General features: G+C 76.3%; 18 protein-coding genes. 8 read left to right on the top strand and 10 right to left on the bottom strand.

The window, feature by feature from the left end:
• Positions 1-130 precede the first annotated feature (130 nt).
• The gene (locus tag FMM08_RS08530) at positions 131-334 is read left to right on the top strand and encodes a hypothetical protein (protein WP_147925898.1); all 204 of its coding nucleotides are present in this window, start codon (positions 131-133) and stop codon (positions 332-334) included.
• Here FMM08_RS08530 and FMM08_RS08525 read toward each other — a convergent pair.
• Positions 321-1,148: a nitrilase-related carbon-nitrogen hydrolase gene (locus FMM08_RS08525; RefSeq protein ID WP_147925897.1), complete on the bottom strand. Its 828-nt coding sequence runs from the start codon at positions 1,146-1,148 to the stop codon at positions 321-323. The genes FMM08_RS08530 and FMM08_RS08525 overlap by 14 nt on opposite strands.
• A gap of 139 nt (positions 1,149-1,287) precedes the next feature.
• Positions 1,288-1,512, bottom strand: coding sequence for a hypothetical protein (locus FMM08_RS08520; protein WP_147925896.1), 225 nt, complete (start codon positions 1,510-1,512; stop codon positions 1,288-1,290).
• A gap of 292 nt (positions 1,513-1,804) precedes the next feature.
• On the opposite strand from FMM08_RS08520, the gene FMM08_RS08515 reads away from it, so the two are divergent.
• Together FMM08_RS08515 and FMM08_RS08510 are read left to right on the top strand one after the other, a co-directional pair.
• Positions 1,805-3,469, top strand: coding sequence for a 3'-5' exonuclease (locus FMM08_RS08515; RefSeq protein ID WP_147925895.1), 1,665 nt, complete (start codon positions 1,805-1,807; stop codon positions 3,467-3,469).
• A 40-nt stretch (positions 3,470-3,509) separates the two neighbouring features.
• A complete protein-coding gene (locus FMM08_RS08510) occupies positions 3,510-4,259 on the top strand; it encodes a DUF429 domain-containing protein (protein WP_147925894.1) in 750 nt (249 codons plus the stop codon).
• Positions 4,260-4,268: 9 nt separating this feature from the next.
• Here the strand turns inward: FMM08_RS08510 and FMM08_RS08505 are convergent, their stop codons facing one another.
• On the bottom strand, positions 4,269-4,718 hold the full coding sequence (locus tag FMM08_RS08505) for a MarR family winged helix-turn-helix transcriptional regulator (RefSeq protein ID WP_147925893.1): 450 nt from the start codon (positions 4,716-4,718) through the stop codon (positions 4,269-4,271).
• Positions 4,715-5,812, bottom strand: coding sequence for a CE1758 family FMN-dependent luciferase-like monooxygenase (locus FMM08_RS08500; RefSeq protein WP_147925892.1), 1,098 nt, complete (start codon positions 5,810-5,812; stop codon positions 4,715-4,717). The genes FMM08_RS08505 and FMM08_RS08500 overlap by 4 nt, the downstream gene beginning before the upstream one ends.
• A gap of 206 nt (positions 5,813-6,018) precedes the next feature.
• Here FMM08_RS08500 and FMM08_RS08495 point away from each other — a divergent pair, with 206 nt between their 5' ends.
• Entirely contained in the window at positions 6,019-6,531 is a 513-nt protein-coding gene (locus FMM08_RS08495) for a hypothetical protein (protein ID WP_147925891.1), read from the top strand.
• A gap of 295 nt (positions 6,532-6,826) precedes the next feature.
• Complete coding sequence (locus tag FMM08_RS08490; RefSeq protein WP_147925890.1) at positions 6,827-7,867, top strand: acetamidase/formamidase family protein; 1,041 nt, start codon at positions 6,827-6,829, stop codon at positions 7,865-7,867.
• A gap of 3 nt (positions 7,868-7,870) precedes the next feature.
• On the opposite strand, the gene FMM08_RS08485 is transcribed toward FMM08_RS08490, so the two are convergent.
• The 4 genes from FMM08_RS08485 to FMM08_RS08470 all read right to left on the bottom strand — a co-directional run bounded on the left by FMM08_RS08485 (position 7,871) and on the right by FMM08_RS08470 (position 12,054).
• A complete protein-coding gene (locus tag FMM08_RS08485; protein WP_147926037.1) occupies positions 7,871-8,371 on the bottom strand; it encodes a low molecular weight protein-tyrosine-phosphatase in 501 nt (166 codons plus the stop codon).
• A 59-nt stretch (positions 8,372-8,430) separates the two neighbouring features.
• Positions 8,431-10,227: a dihydroxyacetone kinase subunit DhaK gene (locus FMM08_RS08480; protein WP_222710560.1), complete on the bottom strand. Its 1,797-nt coding sequence runs from the start codon at positions 10,225-10,227 to the stop codon at positions 8,431-8,433.
• Between the two features lie 53 nt (positions 10,228-10,280).
• Positions 10,281-10,829, bottom strand: a complete 549-nt coding sequence (locus FMM08_RS08475) for a hypothetical protein (RefSeq protein WP_147925889.1) — start codon at positions 10,827-10,829, stop codon at positions 10,281-10,283.
• 148 nt (positions 10,830-10,977) lie between these two features.
• Positions 10,978-12,054, bottom strand: a complete 1,077-nt coding sequence (locus FMM08_RS08470) for a LacI family DNA-binding transcriptional regulator (protein WP_222710559.1) — start codon at positions 12,052-12,054, stop codon at positions 10,978-10,980.
• Between the two features lie 360 nt (positions 12,055-12,414).
• Between FMM08_RS08470 and arfA the strand changes: the two genes are divergently transcribed.
• From arfA to FMM08_RS08455, 3 genes are all read left to right on the top strand, one after another.
• Positions 12,415-14,004: an arabinosylfuranosidase ArfA gene (gene arfA / locus FMM08_RS08465; protein WP_147925888.1), complete on the top strand. Its 1,590-nt coding sequence runs from the start codon at positions 12,415-12,417 to the stop codon at positions 14,002-14,004.
• 103 nt (positions 14,005-14,107) lie between these two features.
• Entirely contained in the window at positions 14,108-14,794 is a 687-nt protein-coding gene (locus tag FMM08_RS08460; RefSeq protein ID WP_255472188.1) for a type II toxin-antitoxin system PemK/MazF family toxin, read from the top strand.
• Between the two features lie 253 nt (positions 14,795-15,047).
• Entirely contained in the window at positions 15,048-16,061 is a 1,014-nt protein-coding gene (locus FMM08_RS08455) for a hypothetical protein (RefSeq protein WP_147925887.1), read from the top strand.
• A 37-nt stretch (positions 16,062-16,098) separates the two neighbouring features.
• Here FMM08_RS08455 and FMM08_RS08450 read toward each other — a convergent pair whose 3' ends face one another.
• The gene (locus FMM08_RS08450) at positions 16,099-17,145 is read right to left on the bottom strand and encodes an aldo/keto reductase (RefSeq protein ID WP_147925886.1); all 1,047 of its coding nucleotides are present in this window, start codon (positions 17,143-17,145) and stop codon (positions 16,099-16,101) included.
• A 343-nt stretch (positions 17,146-17,488) separates the two neighbouring features.
• On the bottom strand, positions 17,489-18,382 hold the full coding sequence (locus FMM08_RS08445) for a LysR family transcriptional regulator (RefSeq protein WP_147925885.1): 894 nt from the start codon (positions 18,380-18,382) through the stop codon (positions 17,489-17,491).
• Between the last annotated feature and the right edge of the window lie 25 nt (positions 18,383-18,407).

Raw genomic sequence — 18,407 nt, 5'->3', positions numbered from 1 at the left:
CACGCACCCCCCTCACCTCCTCGGCGCCTGGCGTCGGGTGGGCGAGGGGGGTGCATGCTTGTCAGGTGGTGGTACCGGTGACGACCAGCGACGACGACGGGCTGGCAGGGCGGTGAAGGCGCCGGCCTGGGTGCCCGTCGCGTCCTTCCTGGTCTCCCTGGGCGCCTTCGTGCTCACGCGGATGCTCACCCGCGGCCTGCCCTGGTGGCTGTCCGTGGGCCTGGCGGTGGTCGCCATGCTCGTGGCGGGCCGCCTGGCCGCGGTGGCCGCCGCCGACGTCCTGGTGCGGCTGCGCCGGCGCGCTCAGGCGCGCGGTCCCGTCAACCGCTGGTAGAGCGCGGGGCCGTCAACCGGTCGTACAGCTCCGGGCGGCGGTCCAGCCACAGGTCCGACGACCCGGCGACCAGCTTGTCCCGAGAGGCCTCGGGATCGACGTCGGCCCAGGCGGCGCTGCGCCCCGGGCCGGCAGCTGCCAGCAGCTGCCCGCTCGCCGACACGATGCAGCTGCCCGCGGTCCACCCGGGCCCGCTGCGGTCGGCGCACGCCACCGCCACCCGCTCCAGCCGCGCCGTGGCCGCGGCCACCAGCTGCCCGTCGGGCCCCCCGCCCTCTCCAGGCTGCGCCGCGGGCCACGCCACCGGCACCGCCAGCAGGTCGGCACCGGCCAGCGCGGCCGTGCGCGTCCACTCCGGGAAGCGGAGGTCGTAGTTGACCAGCACCCCGATGCGCCCGTGCGCCGTGTCGACCACCGGCGGCGGCGCCGACCCGGCCGCGAAGACCACGCGCTCGCGGTCCCACAGGTGCGCGCACCGGTAGACGGCCCTCAGACCGGTGGCGTCCACCACCGCAGCGCTGTTGTACAGCTGCCCGTCGTCGCCGGCCTCGCAGAACCCACCGACCACCACCGACCCCTGGCGAGCGGTGCAGGCCGCCGCCCACGCGGCGAACACGCCGTGGCCGCTGGCCACCGCCACCGCGCGGGCCTGCTCGGCGTCCTCCAGGACCCCGCCGGTGGTGACCAGCTGGGGCAGGATGACGACGTCCGCCCCCTGAGCCAGCGCCTCGCGCACGGCGTCCGCCGTGAGCTCGGCGTTGGCCGCGAGGCCGTCGGGGACGGGGGCCAGCTGGCACGCAGCGATCCTCGTCACGCCCCCATCCTGCCCGTCCACCCCCGCGGCGCGCGCTCCCGCACGGCCGCGGGAGGGGTCACCGGTGCGCCGGCCAGCGGTGGGGCAGGCCCCAGCAGCGCAGGCCGGGTCAGCTCAGACGAGGTCGGCTCAGACCAGGTCAGCTCAGGGGAGCAGCGGCGTGCACGGGCTCGGGGACCCCCTGGGATCGCTGCTCGTGCAGCGCGAGGTAGCGGGAGGGGCGCGCAGGGGTGCCCGCCGGTGGTCGCAGGTCGGCCACGACCCGCTCCACGCGCCCGCAGCGGGCGCAGCGCATCGCCACCACTCCGGCGGGCTCCACGCCCACCAGCTCGAAGCCCCGGCCTCCGCACGCGTCGCACGTCACCGCAGGTCACCTCCCCGTCCGACCGCCCATCCTCCCCTTCGAGGATCGGCACGCGCTCACCCTGCCCCCAGCGGGCTCCCCCGGACGGGTGAACGCGCCGGTCGGGCGCCGCTGCTGCGGCGTGGCGCCCCCTGCCGCGCCATGCCCGTGGTCCTGCGCCGGGCTCGGCAGCGGGTCTCAGCGTTCCCGCCCGCCGAGGAGCGCGCCGCGCCAGACTCGACCGTGGGGCCGCTGTGGCGGATGGGCTCCACCGTGACGGGAGGGCAGAGACGTGGGTGTGCTGGACAGGCTGATGAGGCGCTCCGACGGCGTCCGCCGCTTCTCGCTGACCGGGTCCGGTTCCGCCTCGACCTCGAACGCCGCGCCACCGGCGGGCGTCGCGGTCATGCCGCAGGCGCTGCGCGGCGCTGACACGGGTGCCCCGCGCGGCGACGACGCCGGCAGCCACCTGACCGGCCGCCCGGCCGATCACACCTCCACCATGCCCCTGTCCGTGGTGGCCGAGGTCGCCGCCCGCGCCGAGGGCGTCGTGCCGGACGCCTTCGGGTCGGTCCCCGTCCTCGCCGGTCGTCCTGCGCACGAGCACGGGTACGCCGTCCTCGACGTGGTCACCAGCGGTCCCTCGCCCGAGCGGGACCGCGTCCTCGAGGTGGCCGTGGTCCAGCTGGACGCCGACGGCGCCGTGGTCGGCGAGTGGACCTCCCTGCTGCGCCCGTCCGTCACCTGCCCCGACGCCGGCCCGCACGACCCCGTCGACGCCGCGCCCGGCGCCACCCCGGCCAGTGCGTCGCGGTCCGTCGTCCACGGCGCAGATCAGGGCCTCGACCTCGCCCGCCTCGCCGCCACCGCCGGCGCCTCCCTGGAGGAGCTGGCCACAGCCCCCACCCTCGTCGACGTCGCCGGTGAGCTGGTGGCCGCTCTCGCGGGCCGCGTGCTCGTGGCGCACGGCGCCACCTCCGACCTCGCGCACCTGCGCAGCGAGCTCGCCGCGGTCGGGGTGGTGCTGCCCGTCGTCCCCGTGCTCTGCACGCTCGAGGCCAGCTGGCGCCACCTGCCCGGTCTGCACCGCCGCCGCCTCGTCGACTGCTGCCGCGCCGCCGGGGTGGCCCTGGACGGCGTGCCGACCGCTCTCACCGACGCCCGCGCCGCCGCAGGCCTGCTGCAGCGCTACCTCGCCCGCTCCGGCGAGCGCGGCGAGGCGCAGGCTGCGGTCGTGGCCCGTGCCGCCGCCGCCACCTGGCCCGAGGTGGAGGTGCCGCCGATGAGCTCGGCCGCACCTCGCACCGACGCCCCGCCGTCGCTGCCGTCCTTCACCGCACCGCCCGGCCGGCTGGCCGTCGCGCTGGAGTCGCTCGCGCTGGACGGGCCCGACCTCCCGCTGCCCGCCGTGGCCGGTCACGTGGAGCTGCTCGCCGACGCCCTCGCGGCGGGCCCCCTGGACGACGACGACGCCCGCGCCCTGGCGCTCCTGGCCGAGGCCGCCAACCTCACCCGCGCCCAGGTCCGCGCCGCCTCCCGCGGCGTGGTCCTGGCCCTGGCCGCCGCCGTCGGCCGTGAGGCGACCACCGGTGAGGCGGAGCGCGAGGAGCTGCTGACCGCCGCCCGCGTGCTGGCCGTGGACGTCGACGACGTCCTCGCGGCGCTGCACGCCGCCGCCGTCGCGACCGGGTCGGTGCCCGTGGTCCCCGGCGCTGCTGCGGGACCGATGACCCAGGCGCTCGCCGCGGTGCGCCTCCCGGCCCCGCGTGCGGAGCGGCCAGCCGGTGACGACGCTGGCGTCGACCTCACCGCGGCCGACGCCGCTGCTCCGCTCGACCTCAGCGATCCCGCGGCCCGCGCCGCCGTCCGGGCGTGGGCCCGCGAGCGGGGCGTCGAGGTCAGCCCGCGCGGCAGGCTGCCGCGCGCCGTGGTCGACGCCTTCGAGGCCGAACGCGCCGGGCTGGTCAGCGCCCGCTGACGGGCTCCGGCACCATCGCTCGGGTGAGCGCGGTGCGGCGATGAGGGTGCTGGGCGCCGACGTCTGGGACGGGCGGTGGGTGGGCGTCGTCCTCGACGACGGTGACGACAGCGTGGACGACGTCGTCGGCGGACGGGTGGAGGCGCACACCGCCGCCGACGTGCGCGCGCTCGTGGCCGCGGCGCAGCGGGGCGGGCCGCTCGCCGTCGTGGGGCTCGACGTCCCCATCGGCCTGGCCGAGCGCGGTCACCGCGCCGCCGACCTCGAGGCGCGCCGGGTCCTCGGCGCGCGCCGGTCGTCGGTGTTCGTCACGCCCGTGCGCGCGGCGCTCGAGGCCGGCTCGCACGCCGAGGCCGTGGTGATCTCCCGCGAGGCGACCGGCGCTGGCGTGAGCGTGCAGGCGTACGGGCTGCGGGCGAAGGTCCTCGAGGTGGACGCGTGGGTCCGCGAACGCTCAGGCGTCGAGGCACCGCGAGTCGTCGAGGTGCACCCGGAGGTCGCCTTCGGGCGGCTCGCGGCGCTGCGCGCCGGTGACGCCGACGGCTGCCACCCGCTCGCCGACCGCAAGAAGAGCTGGGCCGGCGCCGCCCGGCGCAGGGCGCTGCTCGCCGCTGCCGGCGTCGTCGTTCCCGACGAGATGGGTGAGGCCGGCCGCGCGGCGGTGGACGACGTGCTCGACGCGGCCGTCGTGGCCTGGGTGGCGCGCCGCGTGGGGCTGGGGGCAGCCCGACCGCTGCCCGACCCGCCGCAGGTCACCCCCGACGGCTGGCCCGCGGCGATCTGGTCCTGATCCCCGTGATCACGGGAGTCGTGCGCACAGGACCTTCCGGCACAGGTCCCGCAGAGCCAGCAGGTCGTCGTCGTCGAGGTGCTCCCCGAGGGCCTCGGCGATGGCCGCCGCATGGCGGCGCCCGACCTCGCGCTGCGCCGCGCGCCCCGCGCCGGTGAGGACGAGGACGACGCCGCGCCGGTCGGCCGGGTCCGGCTCGCGCTCCAGCAGCCCCTGCGCGACGAGCCGGTCCACGAGCCGGCTCAGCGACGGCTGCGGCAGCAGCACCGCGTCGGCCAGGGCGCCGAGGCGCGCACGCCCGCCGTCGACCGTGGTGAGCGTGTAGAGGACGTCGTACTCACGCAGGCCGACGCCGCGCTCCGGTGCCCACACGTCCTGCTCGGCGAAGCGGCGCACCAGCGAGGCCTGGGTGCGGAAGAGCGCCTCCCAGGCCTCGACGGCGAGCTTGGTGCTGGTCACGCCGGCTGCGACTGCCGGGCGCGGGCGGCGACGCGGCTGGCGTGGCTGGGTGGGTCGCTCGGCACACCGGCGGGACGACGAGCCTCCATCTCCTTGCGCAGCGCCGGCACGACGTGCTCGCCGAGCATGTCGATCTGCTCCAGCACCGTCTTCAGCGGCAGGCCCGCGTGGTCGACCAGGAACAGCTGGCGCTGGTAGTCGCCGAAGAACTCCTGGAACGTCAGGGTCTTCTCCACCACCTGCTCCGGGGTGCCGACCGTCAGCGGGGTCTGCCGGGCGAACTCCTCCAGGCTCGGGCCGCCGCCGTACACCGGCGCGACGTCGAAGTAGGGGCGGAACTCGCGCACCGCGTCCTGGCTGTTCTTCCGCATGAACACGTGGCCGCCCAGGCCCACCACCGCGGTGCTGCCCGGCCCGTGGCCGTGGTGCTCCCAGCGCTCGCGGTAGAGGTCGATGAGCCGGATGTAGTGCTCCTTCGGCCAGAAGATGTTGTTGGCGAAGTAGCCGTCGCCGAAGTACGCCGCGATCTCGGCGACCTCCGGGGTGCGGATGGAGCCGTGCCAGACGAACGGGGCCACACCGTCGACGGGGCGCGGGGTGGCGGTGAACTGGTGGAGCGGGTTGCGGAACTGGCCCTGCCAGTCCACGGGGCCGTCCTCGTCCCACAGACGGCGCAGGAGCTGGTAGTTCTCCACCGTCAGCTGCACCGAGGCGCGCGGGTCCTTGCCGAACGCGGAGTAGCCGGCCATGGAGTTGCCGCGGCCGAACATCACGTCCACGCGGTCGTCGGACAGCAGCTGGAGGGTGGCGTAGTCCTCCGCGAGCTTCACCGGGTCGTTGGTGGTGATGTGCGCGATGGACGTCGACAGGCGCAGCCGCGAGGTCCGTCCCGCGATGTAGCCCAGCACCGTGGTGGGGCTCGACGTGACGAACCCGGTCTCGTGGTGCTCGCCGATGGCGAAGACGTCCAGGCCGGCGGCCTCGACGTGCTGGGCGATGGTGACGAGGGAGCGCATCCGCTCGACGTCGTCCGGGGTCTTCCCGGTGTGGACGTCGGGGGTCTGGTCCGCGACGGTGAACACGCCGAACTGCACGGTGCGCCTCCTGAGGTGCTCGGGTCTGCGCCAAGTCTATGCATCTGCATGGACTTCGGTCTCAACCGCCCCGCACGCCCGGGTGTTCCCGTGACGCCGGACGTGCAGAAGTGCTCTCGCGGGCACGGCCAGCGGCGCGTCGCGGACTTCTGCCCGTCCGGCGTCACGCCCCGCGGTGCGAGCGCCCGCTGTGCCAGGCTCGGGAGATGGGCGGGCACGGTGACGGCTACTCGTCGACTCTCAAGACCTCCTTCGACACGGCGGCCGGCCCTGCGGTCCGGCATGGACCGCAGGCCGACCCCGACGAGCCGCCGCTGCGCGCGCCCGCCGTCGCGGCGCTGGAGGCGCTCGTCGTCCTGGCCGCAGCCGACCGCATCGCCGTGGAGCTGGAGGTGCCAGCCACCCGCGACCGCGACTGGCCGGCACCGTGGCCGCTGCCCTGGGGCTGGTTCCGCGTCCGTGGTGGCGGCGACGTGGGCGTCTCCGGCGGTGGAGCTGACGGCGAGACGGCCGCCGAGGAGGCGGCGCGCGTCGCGGACGCGGCGCACTCCGAGGTGGTCGAGTCCCTGTGGGCGCACAGGCCCACCAACTGGCCGCCGTGCCCAGACCACCCGACGACCCACCCGCTCCAGCTCGCCGCCGGCGACGACGCCGACCCGCGCCCGCTGTGGACGTGCCCGCTCACCGGAGAGGTGGTCGGCGTGCTCGACGTCAGCTGATCCGCACCAGCCGCCGACCGGCGCAGGGCAACCCCCGTGTCAGCGGGGCAGTGGCGCCGAGCCACCCGTCACCCGGCCGGGAGGGCGCAGGACGACGACGGCAGCGCTGGTCGGTGCGGGTCAGCTCCGCTGGCGCGGTGGTGCAGTCCAGGGTCAGGATCGGCCCCGGTCTGACCCTGGACTGCACCACCGCGCCGGCCCGGGACCCGGCTCAGCCGAGACCTGCGGGCACACCTCGCGTCAGCATCCGCTGCCCGACCCCCGGATCCCGCACCGCTGTGGTGGGGTGGGCGGCATGGAGGTCGTCGAGGTCCACCCCGCTCCTCTGCAGTACGCCTACACGTTCGGCGGGGTCGCCCCGCTGAGGACCGTCCGCCCCGGGCAGGCGCTGCGCCTGTGGAGCGAGGACGCCTTCGGCGGCGGCCTGCGGACCACCGCCGACGTCACCTCGAACACCCCACCGGCACCCGGCCTCAACCCGCAGACCGGTCCGTTCCTCGTGGAGGGCGCCCGTCCCGGAGACGTCCTCGCACTGCACCTGGTCAGCCTGGAACCGGCCCGCGACACCGGCGTCTCCAGCCTCGTCCCCTTCTTCGGCGGGCTCACCGGCACCGACACCACAGCGCTGCTGACCCCGCCGCTGCCGGAGCGGACGTGGGTCTACCACCTCGACTCCGCCCGCCGGACCCTCGCCGTGGAGCTGACCTCGGGCGCCTTCAGCGTCGAGCTGCCGCTGGAGCCGATGCTCGGCACGGTCGGGGTGGCGCCGGCGGCGGGCGAGGTGCGCACCTCCCTGGTGCCCGGAGTCTTCGGCGGCAACCTCGACACCCCGCAGATGCGCGCCGGCACCACCTGCTACCTGCGGGTCAACGTCGAGGGCGCCCTGTTCAGCCTCGGCGACGGGCACTACCGCCAGGGCGAGGGCGAGACCTGCGGCACCGCCGTCGAGGGCGCCATGACCACCACGGTGCTCGTGGACCTCGTGGAGGCCGGTGAGCTCAGGACGACGACGGGCGCTCCGGCGTCCGCCCCGGCGACACCGCGCCTGGAGGACGACGAGCACTGGATGACCGTCGGCACGGGCCGTCCCCTGGAGGACGCGTGGCGCGCCAGCCAGGTGGAGATGGTCCGCTGGCTGCGAGAGCTCTACGGCCTGGACGACCTCGACGCCTACCAGCTGCTCAGCCAGGTGGGTCTGGCGCCGCTGGCCAACGTCGTCGACCCGGCCTACGCCGCGCTCGCGAAGGTGCCGAAGGCGCTGCTGCCCGCCCCGGCGAGCCGCGCGTTCGGAGGTGTGCACGCCCGCCTGCGCGAGGCGGCGCGCACCCTGCGCTGAGGCTCAGACGCTCTGGGCCAGCGCCGCCCTCACGTGCTCGACCACGCCGTCGGCGGCGGCCTCCACCTGCGCGAGGCACTCCTCGAAGGCGCTCATGTCGCCGTACCAGGGGTCGGCCACGTCGAGCCCCGCGCCGACCAGCCCCGACGCGGCCGGGTCGAACGAGCGCCACAGCGCCACGCGGTGCGACAGCCCGGGAGCCAGCCGCTGCAGCGCGCGCCGGTGGGCGGACGTCATGGCCAGGACGAGGTCGCGCTCGGCCACCTGCCCGGGCCGCACCTGCCGCGCGCGGTGCGCCCCCTCCCCGTGCTCGGGGACGTCGTAGCCCGCGTCGACCAGCACCCTCCGGGCGCGCCGGTCGATCGGGTTGCCCTCCTCCTCGTCGGAGACGCCCGTGGAGTCGACCACCACCGCGTCCTCCCCGAAGCCCGCTTCGTCGAGCCGGTGCCTCAGCACCACCTCGGCCATGGGGGAGCGGCAGATGTTGCCCGTGCAGACGGTCATGATCCGGTAGGGGCCCTTGCGGCTGACGGGGGTCTCGGAGGTGCTGGTGGAGGAAGAGGTCACTCCCTGATCGTCCCCGACGCCACCGCTGCGGGCGACGGCAGTGCTCGCGCCTGCGGGGAGCCGTCGAGCACCTGGGCGAGGACGACGACGAGCGCAGCCACCGCTGCAGCGCCCGGGTCGGGCGCGCCGAGCGCCCGGTCACCGAGGTAGCGGGACCGGCCGCGGCGGCCGACCAGCTGCGCCGTGCCGACGGCGCCCTCGATCGCCGCCCTCGCCGCGTCGACCAGCGAGGCGCCGGCGTCCAGGGCGTCCGCGGCGGGCACGAGAGCGTCCAGGAAGGTCCGGTCACCCACCTGCGCGCCACCCACGCGGGTCACGGCCTGCGCCCCCGAGCGCAGCGCGGCGCCGACGTCAGGGCCGACCTCCGAGGGGTCGCCGCGGCGCACCGCCGGCACCAGCTCGGTGAGGAGCAGCCCCAGCAGCGGGCCGCTGCTCCCGCCGACCTCGTCGAGGAAGGCGCCGGCCGCCGCTGACAGCGTGCCCCCGCGGCGCTGCGCGTGGGTGAGGCCGGAGGCGACGTTGTCGCCGAAGTCGCCGTCGCCGGCCAGCTGGTCCAGGCGCGTGAGGTCGTCGTGGGCCTCGCCCAGCGCCTGCGCCCAGGCGGCCACCACGGCGGCGCCGGCGTCGTCGCGGTCCTGCCCGTGGGGGCTCCCCGTGCTGCTGTCCCCGCTGCCCGGAGCTGACGCGTCGTCGAGGCGCTCTGCGACCTGCGGCGCCTCCTCGCGCGGCAGCGCCGGCAGCGACGGCGTGGCCGTCGGCGCGGCGAGCAGCTCGGCCCAGCCGGGGCGCAGCGCCAGCAGCGTCAGGGAGAAGCCCCGCATGTCCAGGGCCGCCGTGAAGGTGCCCACCAGGGAGGTGGCCACCCGCACGCCGCGCTCGGCGAGGAGGTCGCCGACCAGGGCCCGCAGCGCGTGCAGCTCCAGCGACGTCGCCCCGCCCAGGCCGTTGACCAGCAGTGCGACGCCCTCGTCGTCGACACCGGCACCGGCGGCCTCCAGCCCGGTGAGCAGCTCGGAGACCATCCCGGCCACCAGCTCACGGGTCGGCGGCCGGGACGTGGTGGACGCCGCGCGCTCGCCGTGGATGCCGACGCCGCGCTCCAGCTCGTCGAGGCCGAGCTCGAAGGCCGGCTGCCCGGTGGCCAGCGACGTCTGCGCGCGCGAGGCCACGGCCAGGCTGCGGGCCCGGGCCGCCGCGTCGCGCCCGAGGGCCGCCAGGGACGCGAGGTCGTCGCCGCGGTCGGCCGCAGCGCCCAGCACCTTCTCCACCAGCACGGTCGCGGCGGTGCCGCGGCGCTGGCTGGCGGTGCCCCCGTCGTCGTCCCCGTCCGAGGGGGTGCCCTCGGTGGCGAGGTCGTCGTCCACGAGCACCGTCTCCACGGGCACGCCCTCGGCGCGCAGCCGCTCGGCGGCGATCGCGAAGCAGATGACGTCGCCGGTGTAGTTCTTCACCACGAGCAGCACACCGCCCGGCCCGGCGACGCCGCGCGCGGCCGCGTGCACCTGGCGGTGGTGGGGGGAGGTGAACACCAGTCCCGGGCACGCGGCGTCCAGCCCACCTGGCCCGAGGAACCCGGCGTGCATCGGCTCGTGACCCGCACCCCCGCCCGAGACGATCGCGACCTGCCGCCCGGGAGCCTTGCGGCGCGCGTACAGGTGCAGCGGGTCGAGCACCACGCCGACGTCGGCCGGGTGCGCCATCGCCAGCCCGCGGGCGGCGTCGGCGACCGCGGAGGCGGCGTCGGGCAGGAAGTGGGTGTCGGTGCGGGGGCTCGGGTGGACGTCGTCAGCCACGCACCGGACGCTAGCGCCGACCGGCTCTGCGCGCGATCAGCGCCGCTCGAGGGTCAGTGCCGGAGGCCGATCGGCTCGCGGGTGCGCAGGTCGATGACCACCGCGTCGGTCGGGGCCGCCCACTCCTCCAGCGCCACCGGGTCGGGCACCGGTGCGGGGCCCTGCGCCACGTGGAGGCTCACCAGGCCCGGCAGCACGCCGGGCGGCGCGGCCAGCGCAGCCGAGCCGACGCCGAGCGGGGCGTCGGGGTGGCGGACCGCCCGCTGGTGGAGGCGCACCGCGGTGCCGGGCAGCAGGCGGGCGGACAGGTCGACGTGGTGCCACGCGTGCACCGGGGTGCGGCCGAGCACGCCGACGCCGTCCTCGCCGAGGCGGTGCTCGGAGCAGTCGAGCAGGATCCAGCCGTCGGGGCTGACCGCGGTCACCGTGCCGCGACGCCACCCCCAGGGGCTGCGGCGCACCAGCTCGGCGAGCAGCCGGGGCATCCGGTGCCCCGGCAGGTGCGAGCGGCAGGCGACCTCGGGTGCTGCGGCTCCGGGACCGTCGGCCGGACCGCCGGACGAGGTGCCGCCCGGGGAGGGGACGGGGGCGCACAGGGTCACGTCCAGCCCTCCTCGTCGCGTGGTGCTCGGCGTGCGACGGGGACCCGACCGCTCGTCAGCCGCCAGCGACCCTAGTGCCCGCGGCCGCCCACCGAGCCGTCGGACCCCGACGTCTGCGGCGACCGGGTGACCCTCGCCGCACACGGGTTCAGACGTGCTCGGACCCGGCAGCGGCCCCGCTGTCCCGGGTGGTCCCGCTGGTCCCGCTGGTGCTCTCGCGCACCACGAGGTGGTACGGGGTCTGCAGGTGCCGCGGGGGCAGCCCCGGGTCGGTCAGGCGGGTCGCGAGGAGGTCGACGGCGCGCTCGGCGACGAACGCCCTGTCGATGGCCACGGTGGTGAGGGCCGGGACGGCGTACCGGGCCTCCGCGACGTCGTCCACGCCCACCACCGCCACGTCACCGGGCACGGCGCGCCCGGCCTCGCGCAGGGCCGCGAGCGCGCCCAGCGCCAGCTCGTCGTTGGCGGCGAAGACCGCGTCGACGTCGGGGCGGGCGGCGAGCAGCGACGCGGTGGTGGTGCGCCCGTCCTCGCGGGACCAGTCACCGCACGGCGGCACCAGCGACGGCTCGAACGGCAGCCCGGCGCTCTCGAGCCCGGAGCGGTAGCCGACCATGCGCTCGCGGGCGCTGTTGTGCACCGGTGCCTTGTGCCCGAGGTAGGCCACCCTCGTGCGGCCGCAGGCGAGCAGGTGCTCCACGGCGAGGCGGGCGACGCCGGCGCTGTCGATGCCCACCCGGTCCACGGGCAGGTCGGACCCTCCGTGCTCGCCGATGAGCACGATCGGGGTGTCGGGGTGGGGGGCGGCCAGCTCGTCGTCGGGCATCTCCAGGGCTGAGAGCAGGAGCCCGTCGGCGAAGCGCACCGGCTTGCCGTCGGCGACCTCCCGCTCGCGCTCGAGCTGGCCCTCGGTCTGCTCGACGGCGAGCACCAGGCCCCGCAGGCGCGCCTGGGTGGCCACGTGCCGACCGAGCTCGGCGAAGTACGGGGCGGAGATGGACGGCACCGCGAGCGCGATCATGCCGGTGCGGCCGCTGCGCAGCTGCCGTCCGACGGCGGAGGGCCGGTACCCGAGGGCGTCGATGACCTCCTGCACCCGGCGCCGGGTGTCGGGGTGGACGTGCACGTAGGCGTTGACGACGTTGGAGACGGTCTTGGGGGAGACGCCGGCGGCGGCGGCGACCTCGCGGATGGTCACCGGGCGGCGCGTCGGCGTGGTGCTCACCGGCGCAGTCTGGTCCCGCCGGGCCCCCGAGGTCGATCGCCCCCGTCGACCGACCGGCTGACCGTCCCGTGGCGACCCGCCGCCGACCGGGGTGCCGAGGGCGTCGGACGGGGCCGGGTGACCACCCGCCGTGACTGCTCCCGGCGACGCGCTGGACGACCGACGGGGTTGACACGGGTGGTGGCGCCCGACAGGATTTCTCACGTTGTAAAACAGGTGGTGCCCTGAAGACCGCCCCGTCAGACCGTCGGACAGACAGCCCGTCAGCCCGTGCCGCAGCGCCGCGGACCGCCCCACCGCACGTCCGGAGCGCCACGGCACGCGGCAGCGCCCTCACCGCCCCGCCCGGAAGGACCTCCCGTGCCTCGCGCCCGCATCTCCCTGGACGCCGCCTACACGACGGCACCCGTGCCGCACCGCCTCTTCGGCTCCTTCGTCGAGCACATGGGCCGCTGCGTCTACACGGGGATCTTCGAGCCCGACCACCCGAGCGCCGACGCCGACGGGCTCCGCTCGGACGTGCTCGAGCTGGTCCGCGAGATCGGCCCCACCGTCGTCCGCTACCCCGGCGGCAACTTCGTCTCCGGGTACGACTGGGAGGACGGCGTCGGCCCCGTCGAGGAGCGCCCGCGCCGCATCGACAGGGCGTGGCGCACGGTGGAGACCAACGCCTTCGGCCTGGACGAGTTCTCCCGCTGGGCCGACAAGGCCGGTACGGAGATCATGTACGCCGTCAACCTCGGCACCCGCGGCCTGCAGGAGGCCTGCGACGTCCTCGAGTACGCCAACCACCCCTCGGGCACCAAGTTCTCCGACCTGCGCCGCTCCCACGGCCGGCAGGACCCGTACGGCATCAAGCTGTGGTGCCTGGGCAACGAGATGGACGGCCCCTGGCAGACCGGCCACAAGACCGCCCACGAGTACGCGCGCCTCGCCGGGGAGACCGCCCGAGCCATGCGCCAGGTCGACCCGACCATCGAGCTGGTGGCCTGCGGCTCCTCCTCCCGCTCCATGCCGACGTTCGGCGAGTGGGAGCGGATCGTCCTGGAGGAGACCTACGAGGACGTCCAGATGATCAGCGCCCACGCCTACTACGAGGAGTCGGAGACCACGCCCCTGGCGGACTTCCTCGCCTCCGCCGTCGACATGGACGTCTTCATCGACTCCGTGGCCGCCACCGCCGACGCCGTGGGCGCCAAGCTGAAGAGCCGCAAGAAGATCGGCATCAGCTTCGACGAGTGGAACGTCTGGAACCAGACCGCCTGGAACTCCTCCGAGCGCGCCAAGGGCCGCACCGCGTGGGACGTCGCCCCCCGCGTCATCGAGGACGAGTACACCGTCCAGGACGCCGTGGTCGTCGGCACGCTCCTCAACTCCCTGCTGCGCCACGGCGACCGCGTGCTCGTCGGCTGCCAGGCCCAGCTGGTCAACGTCATCGGCCTGCTGCGCTCCGAGGCGGGCGGGCCGGCGTGGAAGCAGACCATCGCGCTGCCCTTCGAGCAGGTGCGCCGCCGCTCCCTGGGGGGCCACGTGCTCGACGTGCGCACCACCAGCGACCGGTACGAGACGGGCAAGTACGGCGACGTCGACCTCGTCGACGCCTCCGCGGTCCTCCACCACGACGACGACGGCGGGCTCGCCCGCGTCACGCTCTTCCTCGCCAACCGCTCGCTGGAGGAGTCCGCCGAGACCACGGTCGCCCTGGGCGGCTTCGCCGGGGACCTCGCCGTCGGCGACGCGCTGGTGCTCGCCGCAGCCGACGGGCAGGACAGGTACACCTCCAACACCGAGTCCTCGCCCACCGCCGTGGGCCTGCGTCCGCTGGCCTCCGCCGGCGGCTCGGCCGCCCTCGAGGCGGGGGAGCGGGGTGCGCAGACCGCGCGGATCACCCTGCCCGCCCTGTCCTGGGCCGTCGTCGAGCTGGTGCCCGCCTCCTCGGCGGTGCGCTGAGGCAGCACCCAGCCGGCCGGGCAGCCCCGGCCGGCCGCTGACCGCTGGGTGGAGGGACCGTCGCTGGGGGCCGGTCCCTCCACCCGGCTCTACGGTGGTGCACGTGGCGAAGGGGATCCTGGCGCAGCTGCTCGACCTCGCGAAGGCCGTGGCCTCCGCGGCCAGGTCCACCCCGCCCCCCGACGCCCGTGCCGACCGGACCGCCGACCGGACCGCCGACCGGACCGCCGACCGGACCGCCGACCAGATGCCGGGGCGTCCCGCGCAGCGGACGGCGGCGCCGCAGCGCCGCTCGTCGTCCTCACCCGCCGAGAAGCCGTCGGAGCGCTCGCGCCTGCGGCGGGAGCCGGCCCCCCACCCCCAGACCCGCGACTCGACGCGCCGCGACGGGGCCGCCGGCGACGAGGTCCGCGGAGCCCGCTACGCGCCGCAGGCCGACGGCCTGCCCGACCCCGGCGAGGTCGTCTGGGCGTGGGTGCCCTACGAGGAGGACGCCTCCCGCGGCAAGGACCGGCCCGTGCTCGTCCTCGACGTCAGCGAGGACGGTGACGTGCTCGGCCTGATGCTCACGAGCAAGGACCACGCCGGGCCGCGCACCCAGGGCGAGCGCGACCACGACGGCCGCCGGTGGATGGACGTCGGCACCGGTGCGTGGGACTCCCAGCGCCGTCCCAGCGAGGTGCGCCTCGACAGGGTGCTCCACCTGCCCGCCGAGGCCGTGCGCCGGGAGGGCGCGGCGCTGCCCCGCGACGTGTTCGAGCGCGTCGTCGCCGCGTCACGCGCCCAGTAGGGCCGTCCCCGCAGGTCCAGTGGCTGCGGGAGCACCAGCGTCGGACCCCGTCGGTGCCGGGTGGCTCGCGAGTCGGCGCCTGGATCCGTCGAGTCGCCAGCCTCGGGCGCGACTCGACCTCCGCAGTTCCGCAGTACGCGCACGAGTAGGAGCGCCAGAGGCGGTGCCGGCCGTGGAAGCGCGCCGCGAGTCGATCTCAACGCGTTCCCGTCACCCGGCGCGCACGCCGCCCGCAGGCCACTACGCTCGGAGGGTGGACGTCGCCGATGTGCTCCGCTGCGCCGCGGAAGCCGTCGACCGCTCCGGGGTCTCGAGCGACCTCCGCGCGGTGGCCTTCACCACCGCCGTTGAGCTGGTGCTGCGCGCCGCCGGTGAGCCGCCGCTGGCCAGCCCGCGGGCTCCTGGCGACCCGGCCGCCGAGCGCACGCCGGACCGCACCCCCGACAGGTCCGCAGGGCCGGCGCTGAGGCTGCACGGCGCGGACCCCCGCTCCGGCACCGGCCGCGAGCACCCCGCCTTCGCTGAGCCCGCTCGCGACGTCGACGGTGCCGACCAGCGCCCCTGGGAGCTCGACCACCGGGGTGACCCGTGGGCGGAGCGCTCCGAGCAGCGGGCCGAGCACCGCTCGGACCACCGCGCAGACCAGCGCACCGACCCCCGGCCGGACCTGCGCCCCGACTGGCCCGAGCCACCGCGCGTGCTGCGCCCGCTGAGCAGCACCACCGCGCAGCGCGCGGGCGTGCCCCGCCTGGCACCCCGACCCGACCTGACCGACGTGGGCTCCGGGGCCGACTGGTCCGCACCGCGCCGGGGCTCCGAGCGCCTCGTGGCCGTGGCGCCGCGGACGTGGTCGGGAGCCTCCGGCGCCGACCAGGAGCCGTGGGGGTCCATCGCCGACGCGCTCGGCGTGCGCCCCGAGCTGCTGGACAGGGTGTGGGAGGAGCGCTCCGGGAAGCTGCAGCTCGCCGGAGACCCCGCTCGCCTCGGCCGCACCCGCGCCCAGCGCGTGGGCACCGCCGCTGTCCTGCTGCTGGCGGCGCTGCGCTGGAGCGGCCGTGACGGCGGCGAGCCCGTGCCCGACGCCGTCGTACGCGCCGAGGTGGAGCGCCTCGGCCTGCTCGACACCGGCAACTACACCAAGCACCTCGCCGGCCGTCGCCACCTGCTGTCCACCACCGGCTCGGGCCGGACGGCCACCTACAAGCTGCGCTACGACGGCCTCGAGGAGGCCCGGGTCATCGCCCGGACCCTCCTCGAGGAGGGCTGAGCAGCTCCCAGCCCCGTCGGCCCCCGCCCGTGCGCCGTCAGCTGGCGCGGCCGCCGGTGACCGGACGGGTGCGCTGGGCGGTGCCGGCCGGCCCGTACGGGTAGTCCTCCGGGGCCGGGTCGCTGGCGGCGTCGAGCAGCTCGACCTCGCCCGGCTCCAGGCGCAGGTCCGCTGCTCCGAGGTTCTCCCGCAGCTGCTCGGTGGTGCGCGCCCCGAGGATCACCGACGTCACCGACGGGCGCGCCACCAGCCACGCCAGCGCCACCGCGGCCATCGACGCGCTGCGCTGCTGCGCGACCTGCTGGACCGCGTCCACCACGTCCCAGGTGCGCTGCTGGGAGGAGCGCTTGCCGTAGGCCTCCATGCCCCGCTCGGGGTCCTCACCGAGCCGGGTCGCGCCCGTCGGGCGCTGCTCGCGGGTGTACTTGCCGGTCAGCCACCCACCTCCCAGCGGTGACCACGGCAGCAGCCCGAGCCCGGCGTCCAGGCAGGAGGGCACCACCTCCAGCTCCACCCCGCGGGCCAGGAGGTTGTACTGCGGCTGCAGGGTCACGGGGACGGCGGTGCCGAGCTGGCGGGCCAGCGCCACGGCCTTCTGCACCTGCCAGCCGGTGAAGTTGGACAGGCCGACGTAGCGGACCTTCCCCGCGCGCACCGCGTCGTCGAGGGTGCGCAGGGTCTCTTCCAGCGGGGTGAGCGGGTCCCACGCGTGCACCTGGTAGAGGTCGATCGCGTCCACCCCGCGGCCCAGCCGGCGCAGGGAGCCGTCGATGGCGCGCGTCAGGTGCCGCCGCGACAGGCCGACGTCGTTGGCGCCCTCGCCCGTGGGGAAGCGCCCCTTGGTGGCCAGCACCACGCGGTCGGTGACGTCGTCAGGGCGGTCCGCCAGCCACCGCCCGACGATCTCCTCGCTGACCCCGGCGTTGTAGACGTCAGCGGTGTCCACGAGCGTGCCGCCCGCCTCCACGAAGGCGTCGAGCTGCTCGTGCGCCCCCGCCTCGTCGGTCTCCTTGCCGAACGTCATCGTCCCGAGGGTGAACGCCGAGACGGCGCACCCGCTTGCTCCCATGAGCCTCGTCTCCACCGCTCCACCCTGCTCTCCGCAGCGACGCGGCGCACACCCAGGAGCGCACGAGTCAGTGCCTCACCTGTTCCAGTAGGCGCGAGTCGGCAACGAGTAAAGCGGTGCAGCACCCGCGTCGTTACGCGTCGCTACCCTGTCAGCACTGTTCGACTCGCGCTTGACTCCCACGCGTGTGACGCGTCAGCGGACCGTGAATGACAAGCGCGCTGCGCGTCGGTCTCCGTGAACGACACGCGGGTGGCCCGTCGCGTCGTCGTGAACCACACGCGGGGGGTCCGTAGGGAGGCGTGAACCACACGCGCGTCGCGCGTCGAGCAGACGTGGACCACACCGCTGTCGCGCGTCAGCCGGCTCCGTCGACCTCGGCCACCACGCGCTGCACCTCCGACGCCAGCGCCCGCACGGCGGGCACCCGCTGCGACTCCGGTCGCAGGAGCAGCTCCACGGCGCGGGCGTCCAGGCCTCCGAGGGGGGCGTGGACCACGCCCGGCACGGTGCTCGCGCGCAGCGCCCAGGACGGCAGCAGCGCCACCCCGAGGCCGGCGGCCACGAGGTGCTGGACCGCGACGTGGTCGTCGGTCTCGAGGCGGACGTCGGGGGTGAAGCCCGCCGCAGACGCGCACCGCACGAGGTGGGCGCGGCAGCGCGGGCACCCGGCGATCCAGGGTCGCTCCGCCAGGTCGGCCAGGTGCGGCGGGGGCCGCTCACCGGCGGGCACCACCGCGTGCACCCGGTGGCTCCCCAGCGGCACCCGCAGGAGGTCCCCGGGGACGGGCTCGCTGTCCCCGGCGTAGCGGAAGACCAGAGCCAGGGCTGCCCGCCCCTCCCGCACCGCTGCCTCCGCCTCGGGCGGCTCGGCCTCCGTGAGGCGCACCGACAGGCCCGGGGCGCGCGCCGCCAGCGCCGCGAGCGCCCTGGGCAGCACCACCGCCGAGGCGGTGGGGAAGGCCGCCAGCGCCACCTCGCCCCGCACCAGGCCGGACAGCGCGGCCAGGTCGTCCTGGGCGGCCCGCAGCACCTCGGCGAGCTCCTCCGCGCGGGCGGCGAGCACCCGCCCTGCCTCCGTGAGCGAGCTGCCGCGCCCCTCGCGCACCAGCAGGGCCGTGCCCGCCTCGGCCTCCAGCCGCGTGACCTGCTGGCTCACCGCCTGCTGGGTGGTGCCCAGGCGGGCGGCGGCGCCGGTCAGGGAGCCGGCCTCCTCGACGGCGAGCAGCACGAGCAGGCGGCGTGGGTCCACCCTCCCGACTGTCCCACAAGCACCG

This window comes from Quadrisphaera setariae (genome assembly GCF_008041935.1).
Lineage (GTDB): Bacteria > Actinomycetota > Actinomycetes > Actinomycetales > Quadrisphaeraceae > Quadrisphaera > Quadrisphaera setariae.
Note: the sequence above shows the minus strand (reverse complement) of the source record. Positions and strands in the feature narration are given on the sequence as shown.

What these genes read in the sequence shown, in the direction of transcription:
- FMM08_RS08485 (WP_147926037.1), bottom strand. Translation starts at nt 8,371, where the DNA reads ATGACCGTCTGCACGGGCAACATCTGCCGCTCCCCCATGGCCGAGGTG.
- FMM08_RS08510 (WP_147925894.1), top strand. Translation starts at nt 3,510, where the DNA reads ATGAGGGTGCTGGGCGCCGACGTCTGGGACGGGCGGTGGGTGGGCGTC.
- FMM08_RS08515 (WP_147925895.1), top strand. Translation starts at nt 1,805, where the DNA reads ATGAGGCGCTCCGACGGCGTCCGCCGCTTCTCGCTGACCGGGTCCGGT.
- FMM08_RS08495 (WP_147925891.1), top strand. Translation starts at nt 6,019, where the DNA reads ATGGGCGGGCACGGTGACGGCTACTCGTCGACTCTCAAGACCTCCTTC.
- FMM08_RS08490 (WP_147925890.1), top strand. Translation starts at nt 6,827, where the DNA reads ATGGAGGTCGTCGAGGTCCACCCCGCTCCTCTGCAGTACGCCTACACG.